The 17,738-nt window shown below is 35.4% G+C and carries 8 protein-coding genes and 1 tRNA gene; 1 reads left to right on the plus strand and 8 read right to left on the minus strand.

The window, feature by feature from the left end; translation table 11 throughout:
* Positions 1-28: 28 nt before the first annotated feature.
* Positions 29-115 (plus strand) — tRNA-Ser (locus E0F98_RS06990).
* 89 nt (positions 116-204) lie between these two features.
* Here E0F98_RS06990 and E0F98_RS06995 read toward each other — a convergent pair.
* From E0F98_RS06995 to E0F98_RS07030, 8 genes are all read right to left on the minus strand, one after another.
* Positions 205-3,156 (minus strand): FAD-binding and (Fe-S)-binding domain-containing protein, encoded by a 2,952-nt coding sequence (locus E0F98_RS06995; protein ID WP_132109887.1) that lies wholly within the window; start codon positions 3,154-3,156, stop codon positions 205-207.
* A gap of 52 nt (positions 3,157-3,208) precedes the next feature.
* A complete protein-coding gene (locus E0F98_RS07000) occupies positions 3,209-5,506 on the minus strand; it encodes an aminotransferase class III-fold pyridoxal phosphate-dependent enzyme (protein ID WP_132109889.1) in 2,298 nt (765 codons plus the stop codon).
* Between the two features lie 26 nt (positions 5,507-5,532).
* A complete protein-coding gene (locus E0F98_RS07005; RefSeq protein WP_132109891.1) occupies positions 5,533-7,668 on the minus strand; it encodes a beta-galactosidase in 2,136 nt (711 codons plus the stop codon).
* A gap of 17 nt (positions 7,669-7,685) precedes the next feature.
* Positions 7,686-9,689 carry an MGH1-like glycoside hydrolase domain-containing protein gene (locus tag E0F98_RS07010; protein WP_132109893.1) on the minus strand — a complete coding sequence of 668 codons (2,004 nt, stop codon included), beginning with the start codon at positions 9,687-9,689 and terminating at the stop codon, positions 7,686-7,688.
* Between the two features lie 204 nt (positions 9,690-9,893).
* On the minus strand, positions 9,894-11,396 hold the full coding sequence (locus tag E0F98_RS07015) for a RagB/SusD family nutrient uptake outer membrane protein (RefSeq protein WP_132109895.1): 1,503 nt from the start codon (positions 11,394-11,396) through the stop codon (positions 9,894-9,896).
* Positions 11,397-11,417: 21 nt separating this feature from the next.
* Positions 11,418-14,555 (minus strand): SusC/RagA family TonB-linked outer membrane protein, encoded by a 3,138-nt coding sequence (locus E0F98_RS07020; RefSeq protein ID WP_132109897.1) that lies wholly within the window; start codon positions 14,553-14,555, stop codon positions 11,418-11,420.
* 57 nt (positions 14,556-14,612) lie between these two features.
* Positions 14,613-16,169, minus strand: a complete 1,557-nt coding sequence (gene amaB, locus E0F98_RS07025; protein WP_132109899.1) for an L-piperidine-6-carboxylate dehydrogenase — start codon at positions 16,167-16,169, stop codon at positions 14,613-14,615.
* Between the two features lie 166 nt (positions 16,170-16,335).
* Entirely contained in the window at positions 16,336-17,148 is an 813-nt protein-coding gene (locus E0F98_RS07030) for a DUF1338 domain-containing protein (RefSeq protein WP_132109901.1), read from the minus strand.
* Between the last annotated feature and the right edge of the window lie 590 nt (positions 17,149-17,738).

Here is a 17,738-nt window from a genome sequence, read left to right on the forward strand (position 1 = left end):
TTCATGTTCTTTGCAGCCCTAATGAAATAGAGAGGTGTCCGAGTGGTTGAAGGAGCTAGCCTGGAAAGCTAGTATGTGGGTAACTGCATCGTGGGTTCGAATCCCATCCTCTCTGCAAAATAAAAATGCTTCCTAAAAAGGAAGCATTTTTTGTTTTAGAATATGACAAGTTTTTTTGTTTGGTAACGCATTAAAACAGCTGTACTACTTTAATGCATTATACAATATACTTACAGGATGCTCTGCTTTTCGATTGGTACCATCCGCTATTTGATGTCTGCAACTGGTTCCTGATGCGGAGATTAATGTTGCTTCTTTTTCTGAACGAATAGATGGAAATAATACAAGTTCGCCAATTTTCATCGAAATATCATAATGCTCTTTTTCATAACCAAAAGAACCGGCCATACCACAACAGCCACTAGGAATGTTGAGTACCGTATAGTTTTTTGGTAGCATAAGGATTTTCTTCAATGGCACTAAAGATGATAATGCTTTTTGAAAACAATGTCCATGCATGCGAACACGTTCTTCTTTATCAGTAAAACTGCTAGACGATATGCGTCCTTCCTCTAATTCTTTGGCAATAAATTCTTCGATAAGAAAGGTTCTCTTTGCAATTCCCTTTGCTTTTTCTCTTAAATTTCCTCGACATAAATCGGGATATTCATCTCTGAATGATAAAATAGCAGAAGGTTCTATTCCAATTAAAACTTTATCATGAGGTATTGTTTTATCAAAATCGGTGATGTTTTTCTCAGCAATTTCTCGTGCTTTAATCAACATTCCTTTCGATAAATAAGTTCGCCCACTGATACCAATTTCTGGTACGATTACCTGATATCCTAAACGGTTTAACAATTTTACTGCGGTTTGACCTATTTCTACATCATAAAAATTCAGAAACTCATCATTGTACAAATAAATAGATCCGTGTATAAAATTTCCTTGCTGATTGTATTTTTTTATCCATTTTGCAAAAGTGATTTTGGACATGGAAGGTAACTGTCTTTGTGTTGTAAAACCAGTAGCTGACTGGATGATCTTTCCTAAAAAACCTTTGGTAGATAAATTATATAACCACGGCATTGATGCAAAAAGTTCGTTTATTTTCGGGGTATTCCCAATCAGTAGCGAGCGGAATTTAACACCGTTTTTGTTATAATAATGCTGAAATGTTTCTGCTTTAAGCTTTGCCATATCTACATTTGAAGGACATTCCGATTTACATCCTTTACAACTCAAACATAAATCTAAGACATCTAGCAATCCTTCATCATCAAATTTATTTTCTTGAGTTGAGTTGGTAATTGTTTCTCTTAAAATGTTTGCTCGCGCTCGTGTGGTATGTTTTTCATTGCGCGTTGCCATATAACTTGGACACATAGTGCCACCGCTTTTTTCGGTTTTTCTACAATCACCAGAGCCATTACACATTTCGGCAGCACGAAGAATACCGTCTTGTTCTGAGAAGTCAAAATAAGTTTCGATTTCGGCTGTAATTTGTCCTGCGGAATACCTTAAACTAGTATCCATTGGTGGCGTGTTCACAATTTTCCCAGGATTAAAAACATTCCAAGGGTCCCAAGTATGTTTTATTTGTGAAAATAACTGATAGATTTCGTCACCTAACATCAGTGGAATAAATTCTCCACGAAGTCTTCCATCACCATGTTCACCGCTCAAAGAGCCTTTGTATTTTTTTACTAAATGGGCAATATCAGTTGCGATAGTTCTAAATAAAGCTGTGCCTTCTACTGTTTTTAAATTAATGATAGGGCGCAGGTGTAACTCTCCAGTTGCGGCATGCGCATAATGCACGCAGTTTAAATTTCGCTCTTTTAATATAGCGTTAAATTCTTCTATAAAATCGGGTAAATCATTAACATCTACAGCGGTATCTTCGATCACGGCAACCGCCTTTGCATCACCAGGAATATTCGATAATAATCCAAGTCCCGCTTTTCTCAAGTTCCATACTTTATTTGTCTCCTCACCATAAACGATAGGGAAATGGTAACCGAGGTTTTTAGATCGCATTAAAGTTTCCATTTCTTTGGCAAGAGTATCAATTTCATCCTGCGTATCTCTAAGAAATTCTATAGCTAGAATCGCTTTTGGATCACCTTTTACAAAGAAGCGGTTTTTGCTTTGCTCGATGTTTTCTTTGGTACATTCAAGAATATAATGGTCTATCAATTCGACGCTGTTTGGACTGAATTTAAGCGCTTCTAAATTAGCTTTCAACGCTTCGTTAATACTGTCAAAATGTACACAAACCAATGCTGATAATGGTTTTAAAGCATCAACTAGATTTAATTTTATAGCTGTCGAAAAGAATAAGGTTCCTTCTGATCCAGCGATTAATTTACAAAAATTGAACTTTTCTTCGGTATTACTAAAAGGTTTACTGTCAATCAATAAGTCTAAAGCGTAGCCTGTATTTCGTCTTGCAATAGATTTTTTTGGAAAATTATCATCGAATAATATTCTGTTTTCGTTTGAAGATAATATTTCTTTTATCTGGACATATATCGCTTGTTCTAATGAGCTTACTACGTTAATTCCGCTGCATTTTTCTTCAAATTCAGCGTTTGATAAAGCACCAAAAGTCACTTCGTTACCATCAGCCAAGAATCCTGTTATTTCTAGTAAATGTTCGCGTGTGGAACCATAAACCACTGATCTAGCACCACAAGCATTATTTCCTACCATTCCTCCAATCATGCAACGATTGCTAGTGGAAGTTTCTGGTCCAAAAAATAGCTGGAGCGGTTTTAAATGAAGATTTAGTTCATCACGGATAACTCCTGGTTCAACCCAAGCTGTTTTGTTTATTGGATCTACGGAAAGTATTTTAGTAAATTCCTGCGAAATATCAACGATTATGCCGTTTCCTACAACTTGACCTGCCAGAGAAGTTCCCGCTGCTCTCGGAATCACACTGCTTTTGTTATCTCTAGCAAAAGCAATGATTTTCTGAATATCCTTTTTTGTTTTTGGAATCGCTACAGCCAAAGGCATTTCCTTATAGGCACTCGCATCTGTAGCGTATAACAAGCGCATCGTATGATCGTAAAATAATTTACCCTCTAATTGATTTTCTAAACTTTTAAGATTGATAGTACTCTGTGAAAGAGAATTTTTATGTTTCATTTAGAATAAAATTATTGCTTAATCTAGTATTTTATAAGTGGAGGATTGATTGTTACAGCTCGCTTAAAGCAATATCTAATAACTCTATCATCTCATCTGCATTTTGTTTATTGAAAGGCATTGGTGGCTTTATTTTTAATACATTATGCAAAGGGCCATCCGTACTTAGTAAAAAACCTTTTTCTTTCATTTTTTCGACAACTATATCAATTTCAGCGACAGCTGGTTCCATTGTAACTCGGTCTCTAACCATTTCGGCACCTATGAATAAACCGTGTCCACGAACATCGCTGATGATAGGATATTTCGCCATTAGTTTTCTAAGGCCGTCCATCAGGTGGTTTCCAACTTCTAGTGCATGTTGTTGCATTTCTTCGTCTTGAAGAACATCTAATACAGCTAATCCTGCCGTCATAGATACGGGATTACCTCCAAAAGTGTTGAAGTATTCCATGCCGTTATTAAAAGCATTTGCAATTTCATTAGTAACAATTACTGCAGCCAGTGGATGGCCGTTACCAATAGGTTTTCCTAAAACAACAATATCGGGTACGACGTCTTGTAATTCGAAGCCCCAAAAATGGTCTCCAATTCTTCCAAAACCAACCTGAACTTCATCGGCAATACAGATTCCTCCAGCAGCTCTAACGTGTGCATAAGCCGTTTTTAAATAATCTTTAGGAAGCGGAATTTGACCTCCAACACCTAACAACGTTTCGCAAATGAATACCGCAGGCGCTTTATCTTCTTTTTTTAGATCTTCGATAATTCGTTGTACATCGGCGGCATATTTTTCGCCAGCTTCTTCGTCTCCATATTTGTATGTACCTCGATATAAGTCGGGGTTAATAGCCTTATGAATCCAAGGCATTTTTCCAAAACCGCCTTTTCCATCAAATTTATACGGACTCATTTCCATAGCCACTGTAGAAGTACCATGATACGCATGATCAAGTACAATAATGTCTTTTTGTTTGGTGAAATGGCGACTCATTCGAATGGCCAAATCATTAGCTTCACTACCGGAATTGACAAAATAGCAAACACTTAAGGCAGCTGGTAAAGTAGCGGTAAGTTTTTCGGCATATTCGATAATGGTGTCATTAAGGTAACGCGTATTGGTGTTTAAATTAGCAATTTGTTTTTGCATTCTTCGAACAACAACAGGATGACAATGACCTACATGTGATGGGTTGTTGACACAATCTACAAAAGTTCGTCCTTTATCATCATAAAGATATTGTAGTGCGCCTTTGGTGATTTTTAATTTGTCTTTGTAGCCAATACTTAAATTTCGACCAATGTTTTTCTGACGAGATTCTAATATATCAGCATAGTTTTCATCAGTGATTAATGCTGTGAAACCGCAGGCTTTTCTAAAAGTATCTTGCGCTTTTATTGGATTAATTCGAATAAGTTGGTTCAGCAATTCCCAAGCTGGTTTTTCAGTAAGAAAATGATGCTCGTTGTTACTGTCTAATGATGCGTTGTAAGCAGACTGCGTCACGCTAATACAAAGTCTCGCAGCAATTAGATAATACAATAAATCAACTTCTTGCTCTGTAAGGGCATACGATTTATGGTAACCTTTAACAATTGATGCGGCAGCTGATAATGGGTCTTTTTGATGAAGCATCGCATAAGTACACGCAATCGCTAGATTGTTGATAAGTGCTGTGTAAACCATATCTCCAAAATCAATTAAACCACTAATTTGATTTTCTTGAACTAAGATGTTATAATCGTTTGCATCGTTATGTATGTAGGCATGGCGCAAAGTATGAATTACAGGAAGTACTTCGCTGTCAAATTGCAACAAGAAATAGCCTGCGATTCGTCTTTTTTCATGATCAAGAATGTATTTCAAATTCTCATTTGCCTCGCTAGCACAACTTACATCCCAGGTATAACGACGGTGCATGGCAAGATGAGAAAAGTTGCGAAGTTCGTAATCCATATTTCCTAAAAAGGATCCTAGATTGTGAAACAACTCCTTTGATTTATTTTCTTTTTCTACCCAAAAAGTACCTTCTAGGAAATTAAGGATTCTTACATAATATATTTTAGAATCTGCCTCAATTCTTGTCAAAGCATCACCTTGTTTATTGATGCAAAAATGCTGAAATACATTAGCAAGGCTACTATTTGATAAATGCTGAATGATTTTAACCTGCGCGTCTAAAAACGGTAGAGGATGATCTTCATTAGATATTTTTAGTATATACTTTTCGTTTGTATCAGTAGATAAAAGAAAATTTAACTCGTCATAACCATTTAATGATTTTGCGGTTGTTGTTAGCCCGTAATGTTCTTTCGCTAATTGCTCAATAGTTTCTTCTGAAAAATTCATCAGTAAATTTTTAGTATTCGTTAATTTTATTTCCAAATTATAGCTTGTGCAGGCTGCAAAGGATTTTGTCCAACCAATATTTTACTTCCTTTTGGAATCTCAAGTTCGACAGCATCGTTTGAATAATTAACTCCTACATAGAAGCCGTCTCTCCATTCGACAAAAACACCGCTTGGTAAATTATCAATTGCCACATTTGCTCTTTCATATACGCTGCGTACAATTTGTCTCTCTAAGTTTCCATCAGTACTTTCTACGCCAATGTAAGTTACCGTTCCTTTTCCTAATTTTCTAGTAACTGCGGCAGCTTTACCTTTATAAAATTGATCTTCATAAGTGGCTAAAACTTCAGTTCCTTTTCTAGGAGATAATACATCTGCCCAAGTATTCCATTGAAAGTTATTATTAGCTGCTTTTATATTTCCTTTCATATCTGTAACTAATACATCAAAAAAGTCAACATCAGCTCCAATTAAAGGCACGATTGGTGCGCTCCAGTTGGCTTCAAAAAAATGTCCATTTTTGTCTTTTTGTCCAGTTCTACAACTTAAAATCAAGTTACCACCTTTTTCAACATACTTAGTCCATTTATCCACTAATTTTTGATCAATTAGTTGATATGCTGATGCGACAATAAATGGGTAGTCATCAAAATTATCTTCCTCTTTAAGGAAATCCACTGGCGCTCCAGTAGATTTAATAGCTGAGGAATAAGTATTTCTATGTTTCCAAGTATTCCAATTTTTGGTTTGTTTGTGATTTTCTAAGTCCCAAAGGTTTTCATGACTCCATAAAAAGCCTGTTTTTCTATTCGCAATTTCCTGTGGAAGAACTGCTTTAGGGTTGTACTCTTTACGCAATAGTTTCATGTCTTGAATAGACTGTACAAATTCTTTTCCACCAGTAGAAAGTGTCACTCCATCGTTACCCACAATACCTTCGTGATACATTTCGCTACTTCCTAGTGGGTGTCTGTATCTATAAGTACAAGTAAAAGCGCAACCACCTCCAAAGGCTTGTGAAAGCCACATGTGAACCGTTCCCGGTTGCAATTGAGGATTGATTCCTGCCCAGTTTACTTGTCCAGGTTGTAATTCCATAATCCCTGTAACACCACTGATTGAACGGTAATAATCGTTTGCCTCATGGATTTTACTAGGATGTCCCATTCTAAAATTATCTCCGCCTAAATTATTTTGACCACTTACTGGGTACATTGTATAGGTGATGAAGTCCATTTTATCAGCTCTTCTTGGATCTGAGTCATAAGTTACATTAGTAAAGTTAGTCGTAATCCACTGTTTTGGATCCGTATATTTTCTCAATATTTCGGCTTGGTCGTTTAAGAAACTAGCTTGAGCATCGGCAGTGAATCGCTTGAAATCTAAAATCGTATGTGGACTTAACTTATCTTCAAAATAAACTTCGGTGTTAGGTAATACGATTTGTTCAAAGTTAGAATATCGTGTACTCCAGAAACTACCAACCCATTCCGTATTTAATTTTTCAATGGTTCCGTATTTGGCTTTTAGCCAAGTTTGAAATGCTGTTCTAGCAGAAGGACTAAAATCCTCTGTAGACAAGGGCTCGTTGTCAATTTGCCAACCTATAACATTCTTGTTTTTACCGTATCTTTTTCCTAATTCAGTTACTATTTTCGCTGTGAATTCACGGTATTTTTCATTTGTTACTGAAATATTTGCTCTATTTCCGTGTTGTCTTCGGTTGCCTTTAGAATCAACTAGGTATATTTCAGGATATTTATCACCCATCCAAGCTGGTGGAGTAGGCGTAGGTGTACAAAGAATTACTTTTAAACCTTCTTTTTCGGCTATTGCCATGGCTTCATCCAGCCATTTAAAATCATATTTGCCTTCTTCAGGCTCCATATATGTCCAAGCAAATTCAGCGAAATGTGTGAATTCGAAACCTAACTTTTTTATGTTTTTTAAGTCGCGATCCCATTGTTCTCTTGGCCATTGCTCAGGATAATAATACACCCCAATTTGCATTAAATCAGCTTTGTCAAAAAATCGTTTCGGGTCTTTTTTTTCTGTTGCAGCTGCTTTTTTATTTTGAGCAACTATTGGCGTCGAATGGCAAGTAAATACTACCAAAGCTAGTAATGTGAGCTTAGTTAATAAGGAATTATAAGTTATCATTTCTTAATCGTTTGTTTTTAGTTATTTAATAGTAAAAGTAGAAAATGAGCAGCTGACCAGCTAAAATTTTCAGCTTCTAATCCTTTTCCAGTTGTGGGATGGTAATTCTCTCTAATAGATTTTCCTTTTTCTAAAGCACCTTCGGTGTTATGAATCAGTTTTTTTGTTAGAAGATTGGCTTCTGTTTTGTAACCGTATTTTTCTAGTCCATTAATACCAAAGTAAACTTGATCCAACCATATTGGTCCTCTCCAATATCCATTGGCTGGATTGAATTTCGGATTGTTTTTAGCCAATGTTGGTAAAGGCACAAAAGTATTGAAGGTATCTGGATTAAGTAAATTATTTTTTATCGCCTTAGCTTGTTTTCTAGATGCTACTTCTGCCCAAAGAGGTAAGAAACCTTCGCAACCCATATCTTTTACAAATGTTTTTCCATCCAATGAAGTGTCATAAAACCATCCTGTACTTGGGTCCCAAAACTGTGTCTGAATTTGCTTTTTTAGGGTTTTGCTTTCCCTTTTCCATTTTTTTTCATCTTTAGCTAGTTTTAGAATGCCAGCCATTTGACTCAAATAGTTTTTCTCAGCATAAAGGAAAGAGTTCAAATCCACACTTTCTTGGTCCAGCGAATACGCATTTTCGGCGTTTTTTAGCACTTTGCTGTTGTCAAATCGTACTGCATTATCCATTCCGCTTTCCCATTTTCCAGCCACTAAAGTGCCATCTGTGGAGCCAAATTCACAAATCCCGTCTTGGTCGTGGTCGCGCTCTTTGTACCACCAAGCATGATATTTCTTTAATTTAGGATACATTTCCTTAATGAAATCTACATTTTTGTTTTGTTTGTAAATTTCCCAAACTGCCCAAGCAGCAAGTGGTGATTTAGTATTTCGATAATTATTAGGTTCAATCGAGGTATCTCTATAGATGCAATCCGGTATAAAACCATTAGGCTCTTGAAAGTCGAACATAGCTCGTACTTGGTTTTCGGCTAAAGCAGGGTCCACTTCTGCAATTGCTGTGGCATGCTTCCAGCTGTCCCAAGCCCAGAAACCATGGAACCATTCGTAATGATAGCTAGGGAATATACCTGCGTGTTTTAAACCTTCGGCGGCGATTCGAGTGTTGTTTTGCAAGGTAAGTACTAATTTCGCAAGGAAAACAGAGTACTCAGAACCTCTGTATGTTGGTTTCTTTTTTGCAATTAGTTGTGATAATTGGCTTTCTTTTTCTTGTTGTATTTGTTCTAAAACGGAATCAAATTTCAAACTAGAGATGCTTTCTTTTTCTTTTCTCCAGTCGTATTGAGGGAAAATAAAGGTTTGAGAAACTATAATTTCTTTAGTTTCATTTGGTTTTAATACAAGTTGAGAAGTCTTTGCTGTAAAGCCACTTTTTGCAACTTCTATTTTGCTGTCCTCATTAATAAATTGCACATAACCAATAGCATTACTTTTTGATGAAACTATTTTTAAAGACTTTTCTACAACTAATAGCTCCAAGTTATCTAGATAGATATCTGATTTGAAAGTAGGCGTAAGTGTTATGTTTTTTGAAGAAGTATTTGTTATACTAGTTTTTTGAATCGCAGTATGTCCAGATGAAAAAACCAGTTCTTGTTTGATCCTTAATTTTTCATTTGAAAACTCCTGTTCTAAATGACTATTGTAACTGTTCTGACTTTTTAAAGCCGTTTTCCAATTGATCATTTCTTGTTGCTTGTCATCGATTAGATGCAAAGAAAGAAAGGAAGAACTCAACCAAACTCCATTTTGTTCTGTCATTAAAAAAGGACCAGAAAATCCACCTTGAATACTTGAAGGCTCTAGCAATCCAAAAGCAAACCAAGCGCCCTTGTCAGAAAAAGCCAATGATTTTCTATCCTTCGCATTTTCAGGGCTTCCTTTATAGTTTAGGTTGTTTTTACTTAATTCTAAGTTGCTAAATTTACTTTGGGCAAAACTAGCTTGTAATTGTAAAAAGAATAGAAGTATATAAAATGTTTCTTTTTTGTACATGATTATTTAATTTGTTAATATAGAAAAGTACAACTCAGTTGTCATTATAATATGCATTTGGTGCGAGCACACAATATTTGCTAATATAGATTCTCTCATAATAACTCTATTGTGTAACTTAAAAAATGTATTTTTTTTAAAATAAGAAGAATAGCCCAAATATTATTCGAACTATTCTTTTTATTTGAATTTATTTTATTGTTTTTAATTATTTTGTATTTCAGTTAAAGGCACTGGATAGAAATTATTTTTTGCAGCGTCAAATCCAGTACGACCCACTGCGTCAAGAGCCGCTTTAGTTTTTCCCCAACGACGTAGATCATAGAAACGGAAGTTCTCTAAAGGGAATTCAATGATTCTTTCATGCTCGATTTGCGCTTTTACTGCATTATAAGTTATGCCTATCATCGCCGGCATATCAGCACGAGCTCTTACAAGATTGATATGAGGGATTGCTTCAGCTGAACGTTGTAATTCGTTTAAAGCTTCTGCCTTCATCAAAAGCACATTTGAATATCGCATTAAAGGTACATTAAGTCCTAAAAATTCGGTGTCCATTTGCTCTTGAGTAGGAGGTAAGTACTTACGGAAAACAGGTTTGTTAGCAGTTCCAAATTTCTCGTCATAAGTAGCTCCAAAAATTCTAGGATTTGAGGCGTCATTAAAATAAGGATCTTTAAAGAAAATGTTACCATAAAGACGGCTGTCATAATTTCCTGTAGTGGCTATTTTACCTTCTTTTTTGAACTCATTCATCAACATATCTGTTGGTAGAATTTCGTCCCAACCGCCTAATTCACTCGCAGCCATCCAGAAATGAAGTGCAGTACGATAGAATGCTCCGTTAGATGTGTTTTCACTAAATTGAAGTTCAAAAATAGATTCTTTTGAGTTTTTGTTTGTTCCATTAAATAAACTCACATAGTCCTTTACTAGTTCGTATCCTTGAACTTTATCAAGAGCTTTAACTGATTCAGTAAGATGCGTTTGTTTGTCTGCAGTTTCCTCATACGCTCTAGTTAAATACGCAAAACCAAGGTAACTATTAGCAGCTCCACTTGTTGCACGGCCGGCTTTATCAGCAGTCTGAGCTGCAGGAAGCACTTCAGCAACTGCTTTTAATTCACTAACAATAAAGTTCCAAGTTTCTGCACGTTCAGCAAGAGGAAGGCTTATTTCATTCTGATTTGTAATATATTTAGTTCTTAATTTAATTTTTTCCCAATTAAGAATTAATTTCAAATGATAGTAAGCTCTTAAAAATCGTGCTTCTGCAATAATTTGGTTTTTATCAGCATCACTAATAGCAGTTGCAGGCATTTCTCCCACTTTAGTAATAACTTGGTTAGCATTACTAATACCACGATAATTTAATTTCCAGTAGGCTGTTAATTGGCTATTACCATTTGTGTACGTAAAATCGGCAAGTTCCACCCAGTTTTGGTAATTTAAGGCATCGCTACCCAGTTTGCAAATGTCTTCGCGATAGGCTTCAACGGGCCATTTTACTTCGGCAAAGGCATATTCTTCAACTGATCCTTCTAAGTAAGCGTAGGTTGAGGATAATCCAGCCTCGGCATCAGCCTTATTTCTCCAAAAAGTAGAAGAATTAAGTTGGTCTGGAGACTGCTGTTCAAGGAAATCATTACTACATCCTACTAGTGTAAAGATGCATAATACGGTAATAAAATTATATATGTTTTTCATAATTGTTTCTTTATAAATTTCTTAAAATACGTATTGTACACCTACAATAAATGATCTTGTAAATGGATATACAAAACGGTCAACACCAGTATCTAGCAAATTAGTTCTTGAGAATTCTGGATCTGTTCCTGAGTATTTAGTGATGGTGAATACATTTTCAGCACTTACATAAAATCTAAGTTTGTCGATGTTTGCTGCTTCTAATAATGAGCTAGGTAATGAGTACCCTATTTGCAATTGTCTCATTCTTACAAAATTTCCATTTTCAAGGAAACGATCTGACTCTCTACTATTTCCATTAGGATCACCAAGTACAGCACGTGGAATGTTGCTGTTGTTATCTGGAGTCCAAGAATTAAGGGTTGAAGCCAACATATTAGTCCCTGAGCTCATAGACTCATAGAAATAACGGTTACCATTGTATAGTTTGTTTCCAAAACCACTACCAATTAATGTAGTAAAGTCAAATCCTTTGTAGCTAGCTCCTAAAGTTATATTAGCTTCTACTTTTGGTAAACCTGTACCTGCATATTCTTTATCATTTTCATCAATAACACCATCATTATTTAAATCTTTGAATCTAATGTCACCAGGTTTTGCATTTGGCTGTAGTAAATTTCCGTTTGTAGCATGGCTGTCAACTTCGGCTGTAGTTTGAAATATACCATTGGTACGATAAAGATAGAAAGAGCTTATTGGCGTTCCTACTCTTGCTTGAGTTGGGAAATGTTCTGTGTCAAATTTAAGTCCTTGTCCGTTAATAGCTTGGTCTGCATTTGCAAGACTTTCTACCTTGTTTCGAAGAGAACTGATATTAAATCCTACATTATATTTAAAGTCATTACTTTGTTCGCTATAATTAACTTCAAACTCAAGTCCGCTATTGCTTACTTTTCCAACGTTAAGAATTGGGTTGTCGATACCAGCTGAAGGTGCTAATTTCTTGGTAATAAGCAAATCGGCTGTAACATTGCGATAGTAATTTATCGAACCACTAACTTTACCATTTCGAAGAGTATAATCAATACCTATGTTTTTAGAATCCGTAGTTTCCCATTTTAGGTTACGGTTTTCTAATGCAGTTGCAATACTACCAGGCCATGGATTACTTCCTGTTCCTTGTACGTAACCAGAATTTAAGTAATTCCCTGAGTAAATCAAAGAGCTAGAAGTGTAATATCCTAAAGCAGCTTCGTTACCTAAACGTCCCCAGCTCGCACGTAGCTTAGCAGTAGAAACAATGAAATCCTCTGGATAAAAATCTTCTTTATCCATTTTCCAACCTAAAGCCACAGATGGAAATGCTCCCCAACGACTGTCTTTACCAAATTTTGATGATCCATCATAGCGTAAAGTAGCTTGTGCTAAGTAACGATCTTTGTAAGAGTAGTTGATACGACTAAAGTAAGAAAGTCTATTGTATTGGTATTTAGAACCATCAGCTGAGTAAGTTCCTCCTTTTCCTGCTCCAATGGTTTCAAAACCAGAGTCTAAAAATCCTGCAGGACGCTCAGTTGAAACAAGTTGACCGTCTACTACAGATTGGTCAGTCGTTTTACCTTCAACTGTGATGTCATTCCAGTTAGACGATGATGGATTGATGGTACTACCTAATAAAAAGTCAATAGAATGTTCACCAAATTTTTTATCCATCATTATGGTATTTTCGAAAATTTGCTCACTCCAATACGTTCTAACTTCTCTGTGTACCGTATATTTTTCTGGCGCTTGTATGTTTGCGATAAAAGGCGCGTTATGTGCTGTGCGTTGTGAATTTAACTCATGGTGAGAATAGGCAGTTTTAAATTTCAACCAAGGTGCGATATTAGCAGTGATCGAAATATTCGCTGTTAAATCTTGACCTCTTAATTCGCCACTTCTAAAGCGCTCATCAGCTACTGGGTTTGTGTTAAATGGTAATCCATCTTTGTTTGTTAATCCATATCCGTAAGTTTCATTTGAATCCAATACAGGGACTAAAGGAGCTATTGCATACACTTCTTTTAATTGAAAGTTAGGTTGCTCACTTTTAGTCGATAGGTATGAAAGTTTAGTATCTACGTCAAAAATTGATTTCTTAAAACTTACTCTTGCACTTGCATTTTTTTGTCCAAAGTTATTATCGATGATAATTCCTTTTTCTTTAGCATAGTTACCGTATAAAGCAAATTTGATAACACCTTCTCTACCTTGAATACCTAAACCATAGTTTTGTGCTAATCCCGAACGAAAAACTTGGTCTTGCCAGTTCGTGTTCGCTGTTGTCGGAGCGCTTATATATGCTGGCAATGCAACTGGTGTATTCGCATACTTATTGTATTCGTCATACATTCTTTTATGAACGGTTTTGTAGCCTTCAGCATCTAATAATTCTATTCTTTTTGCTGATGAAGTGCTATTTACAAAAGAAGTGAAATCAACTTTTATGCCTTCTTTAAGACCAGATTTAGTGGTAACGATAATTACTCCGTTAGCAGCAACAGATCCGTAAATAGCAGCAGCAGCTCCATCTTTCAGCACTTCTATTGACTCAATATTTGTTGGATTTACAGAGCTTAAAGATCCTTGAAATCCATCAATGATACATAAAGGTTCTGTGTTTCCAAAAGTATTAATTCCTCTAATTTTAATTTTTACAGCAGCACCTGCAGCACCACCACTTTTTTGAACATTTACACCAGCTACTAAACCTTGAATAGCCTCTGAAGCATTGTTTGTAGCTCTGGTTTCAATACTTTCTTTCTTTATCGAAGAAATTGCTCCAGTAACATTTCCTTTTTTTATGGAACCGTATCCAATTACAACTACTTCGTCTAGTTTATTGTTTTCTTCCTGAAGTGTAACGTTTAACTCTTTATTGTTGTTTACATTTATGGTTACTTCATTAAACCCAATATAAGTAAAAGTTAAGCTTGGGTTTTTTAAATCAGCAGGGATTCTTAATGTGTATTTTCCATTTTCATCACTATTTGTACTGATGCTAGTTGTTGCTAATATAATATTTACTCCGGGGAGTGTATTTCCATTAGCGTCAGTTATTTTTCCTGAAACACTTTTTTGCGGTTGATTTTCTTGTGCAAAACTAAAGTGTGGTTGGCACAGAAACATCATAAAGAGAATGAAATTTATCCTCTTAAATAATAGAATTCGTCTTTTCATTTGTAATAAATTTGGTTAATTAAAGTTTTGTATTTGTCTAGTTTTTTGTTACTTGTTTTATTGTAAATCGAATTTTATCCCTTGTGCAAGTGGTAAGCTTGTGGTGTAATTAATCGTATTTGTTTGGCGTCTCATATATATTTTCCATGCATCAGATCCAGATTCTCTTCCACCACCAGTGTCTTTTTCGCCACCAAAAGCGCCACCGATTTCAGCTCCAGAAGTTCCAATGTTCACATTTGCTATTCCACAGTCAGAACCTACAACTGATAAAAATCTTTCAGCTTCACGTAAATTATTAGTCATAATAGCAGATGATAATCCTTGCCCAACTCCGTTTTGATATTCAAGCGCGTTATCAACATCTCCGCTGTATTTTATTAAATATAAAACAGGGGCAAATGTCTCGTGTTGCACAATTTCAAATGAATTTTGAGCTAAAGCAATTGCTGGCTTTACGTAACATCCACTTTCATAACCTTCTCCAGAAAGCACTCCGCCTTCAACTAAAATAGTTCCGCCTTCTTCAACTACTTTATCTAAGGCAGCGGTGTACATTTTGACAGCATCTGTGTCGATAAGTGGACCCACATGATTGTTTTCGTCTAATGGATTTCCTATTTTGAGTTGTTTGTATGCAGAGACAATAGCGTCTTTTACTTTTTCGAATATACTTTCATGAATAATCAAGCGGCGCGTTGAGGTACAACGTTGTCCTGCAGTTCCTACAGCCCCAAAAACTGCCCCAATAACAGTCATTTTTATATCTGCATCAGGAGTTACAATTATGGCATTGTTTCCTCCAAGTTCTAAAAGAGATTTACCTAAACGAGCGGCAACAGCTTGCGCCACTATTTTTCCCATTCTGGTTGATCCTGTAGCCGAAATTAATGGGATTCGAGTATCTGAAGTCATCAATTCACCCAATTTATAATCACCATTAATCAAGCATGAAATTCCTTCGGGTAAATTATTTTCTTTTATAACTTCAGCTATAATATTTTGACAAGCGATTCCACAAAGTGGCGTCTTTTCTGAAGGTTTCCAAATACAAACATCTCCACAAATCCATGCAAGAGCGGTGTTCCAAGCCCAAACGGCAACAGGAAAGTTAAATGCCGAAATAATTCCAACAACTCCCATAGGATGATATTGTTCATACATACGGTGTCCAGGTCTTTCAGAATGCATGGTTAGACCGTGCAATTGACGGGATAAGCCTACGGCGAAATCACAAATGTCAATCATCTCTTGTACTTCTCCGTATCCTTCTTGTAGAGATTTCCCCATTTCATAAGAAACTAATTTGCCTAAAGCTTCTTTGTTTTGGCGTAATTTTTCTCCAAATTGACGAACAATTTCGCCGCGTTGTGGAGCTGGCATTAAACGAAAGGTTTTAAAAGCCTCCGTAGCCGATTGTATTACCTGTTGGTAATCTTGTGATGTAGACATTTTTACAGAACCAATCAATTTTCCATCGACTGGGGAATAACTTTCAAGGATTTCGCCATTTGCAAAATGATGCAATCCTGTAGAGGTACCTTCATTAATATCCTTTACTCCCAGTTGGGTTAAAGCTTCTTTTATTCCAAATTGTGACGTGGTTGTAGTCATGTGTTTTATTTACAATTAAGCATAGTTCCAGCGCTAAAAAACTTGATTTTATCTAGTTTTTAAGGATAGCATTGGATACGCTATAGGGTTTTTAGGTTGTTTTGTAGTCAAGTCAAAATTAGAAGTATTCAAATATTTAGCATTTTGAGTACCGCTTATTAATTATTTAATGATTTTGTAATTTAACGTTCGTACTTTCAAAAATTTTATCTGCTGATGAAGCGATAAAACCTTGATATAATTCTCCATTTGGCATTGGGTAGCGAAGTGCGAATTCGTAATAACAAGATGGAATTTGCATGGTACCTTCATCAAAATTTACGCTATGTAAATCAGCAAGTGTGCTTGATTGTTCTAATAATTGTGCTGGAGTACCTTTGATTTTTCCTCCAGAGGAATTTAATTTCCACCCACTATTTTCTAAAAAAGTATTCAACTCCTCTAAACTATTAAAACCTTTTAAAGCATTTGCGTTGATCGTGAAGTGGTTTGCACGAAATCCATACACATACATCCAAGCAGCGTATTCTGACTCTTCCAAAAGCAAATTGTAAACCGCTAGGGATTTGGTTTTCCATACAGCTCCACTTAATACTAATTCTGGATTATTGAATGTTTCTGCTTCACAATTATCCAAAATCTCCTTGACAGTTGCTTGTAATTTTGGAGAACATTTTTCTAATTCTAATTCTGAGATAAAAATTCTTGGAGCATTTTTATCACTTGAATGTTCATAATGCTTTGCAAATAACTTTTTTGAATCAAAAATATACTCTCCTTTTTGTTCATATCCAACTTCCAGAAAAAGCTTTTCTATCACTTTAATATTAACGCGTTGATCATTAAACGTGCGAATTGCGATATGATCATTTTTTATTTGCTCCCCTTTTTTTTCTAATAAGTCATGAATTTTTGTGGCAGATGGAGTAATTGCAGCATATTGCTCCCACAATTTTGAAAGTAATTGATTTGTTGTCATTTTTAACGTATTTAGTATGATGTAAAAAGTAATTTTCGTTACAATTTTATTTCAATATTATTTTTAATAATTCGACATTTTGAGGTTGCTATGGATGTAACATTTCATGGTTAGTTTTTTGATCTTCTTAATAATTTATTTGCTACTAAAATTATATTTCAATTTTAAGTTTAGGCTCACAAATATTAAATTATTTCGAGATAAAACATCAAAAAGAAACTTTACTTGACCTTTACATGCTTTAATAAAACCATCATTTACAGCGGTCTTACCAGAGAATTGTCAGTGTAACTAGTATATTTTTAATAGGATGGAGATTTTTAAAAAAAAAGGGGGTTTTTTTCATTGTAATATTTTTATCAATATGTAAATTCCATTGTAGAAAGAATAAATGATAGTTTAAACTATGAATATAATGTCGATTACTTTGGTATAACAATACCAAATATGAAGTTATAGGAGAAAAATGCAGTCATAATTCACAATAAAAGAATACCACATGACGCTAATGATTCCTTAACATCTAACGAAATGGAGGAACAGCGTAAAATTAAAATATGCACTTGTAAAGCAAAAAAAAACAGTTGCAA

It is taken from the genome of Flavobacterium hiemivividum (assembly GCF_004349145.1).
Taxonomy (GTDB): Bacteria; Bacteroidota; Bacteroidia; order Flavobacteriales; family Flavobacteriaceae; genus Flavobacterium; species Flavobacterium hiemivividum.

Coding starts and splice junctions, on each gene's coding strand:
- E0F98_RS06995 (WP_132109887.1), bottom strand. CDS start 3,156: ATGAAACATAAAAATTCTCTTTCACAGAGTACTATCAATCTTAAAAGT.
- E0F98_RS07000 (WP_132109889.1), bottom strand. CDS start 5,506: ATGAATTTTTCAGAAGAAACTATTGAGCAATTAGCGAAAGAACATTAC.
- E0F98_RS07005 (WP_132109891.1), bottom strand. CDS start 7,668: ATGATAACTTATAATTCCTTATTAACTAAGCTCACATTACTAGCTTTG.
- E0F98_RS07010 (WP_132109893.1), bottom strand. CDS start 9,689: ATGTACAAAAAAGAAACATTTTATATACTTCTATTCTTTTTACAATTA.
- E0F98_RS07015 (WP_132109895.1), bottom strand. CDS start 11,396: ATGAAAAACATATATAATTTTATTACCGTATTATGCATCTTTACACTA.
- E0F98_RS07020 (WP_132109897.1), bottom strand. CDS start 14,555: ATGAAAAGACGAATTCTATTATTTAAGAGGATAAATTTCATTCTCTTT.
- amaB (WP_132109899.1), bottom strand. CDS start 16,169: ATGACTACAACCACGTCACAATTTGGAATAAAAGAAGCTTTAACCCAA.
- E0F98_RS07030 (WP_132109901.1), bottom strand. CDS start 17,148: ATGACAACAAATCAATTACTTTCAAAATTGTGGGAGCAATATGCTGCA.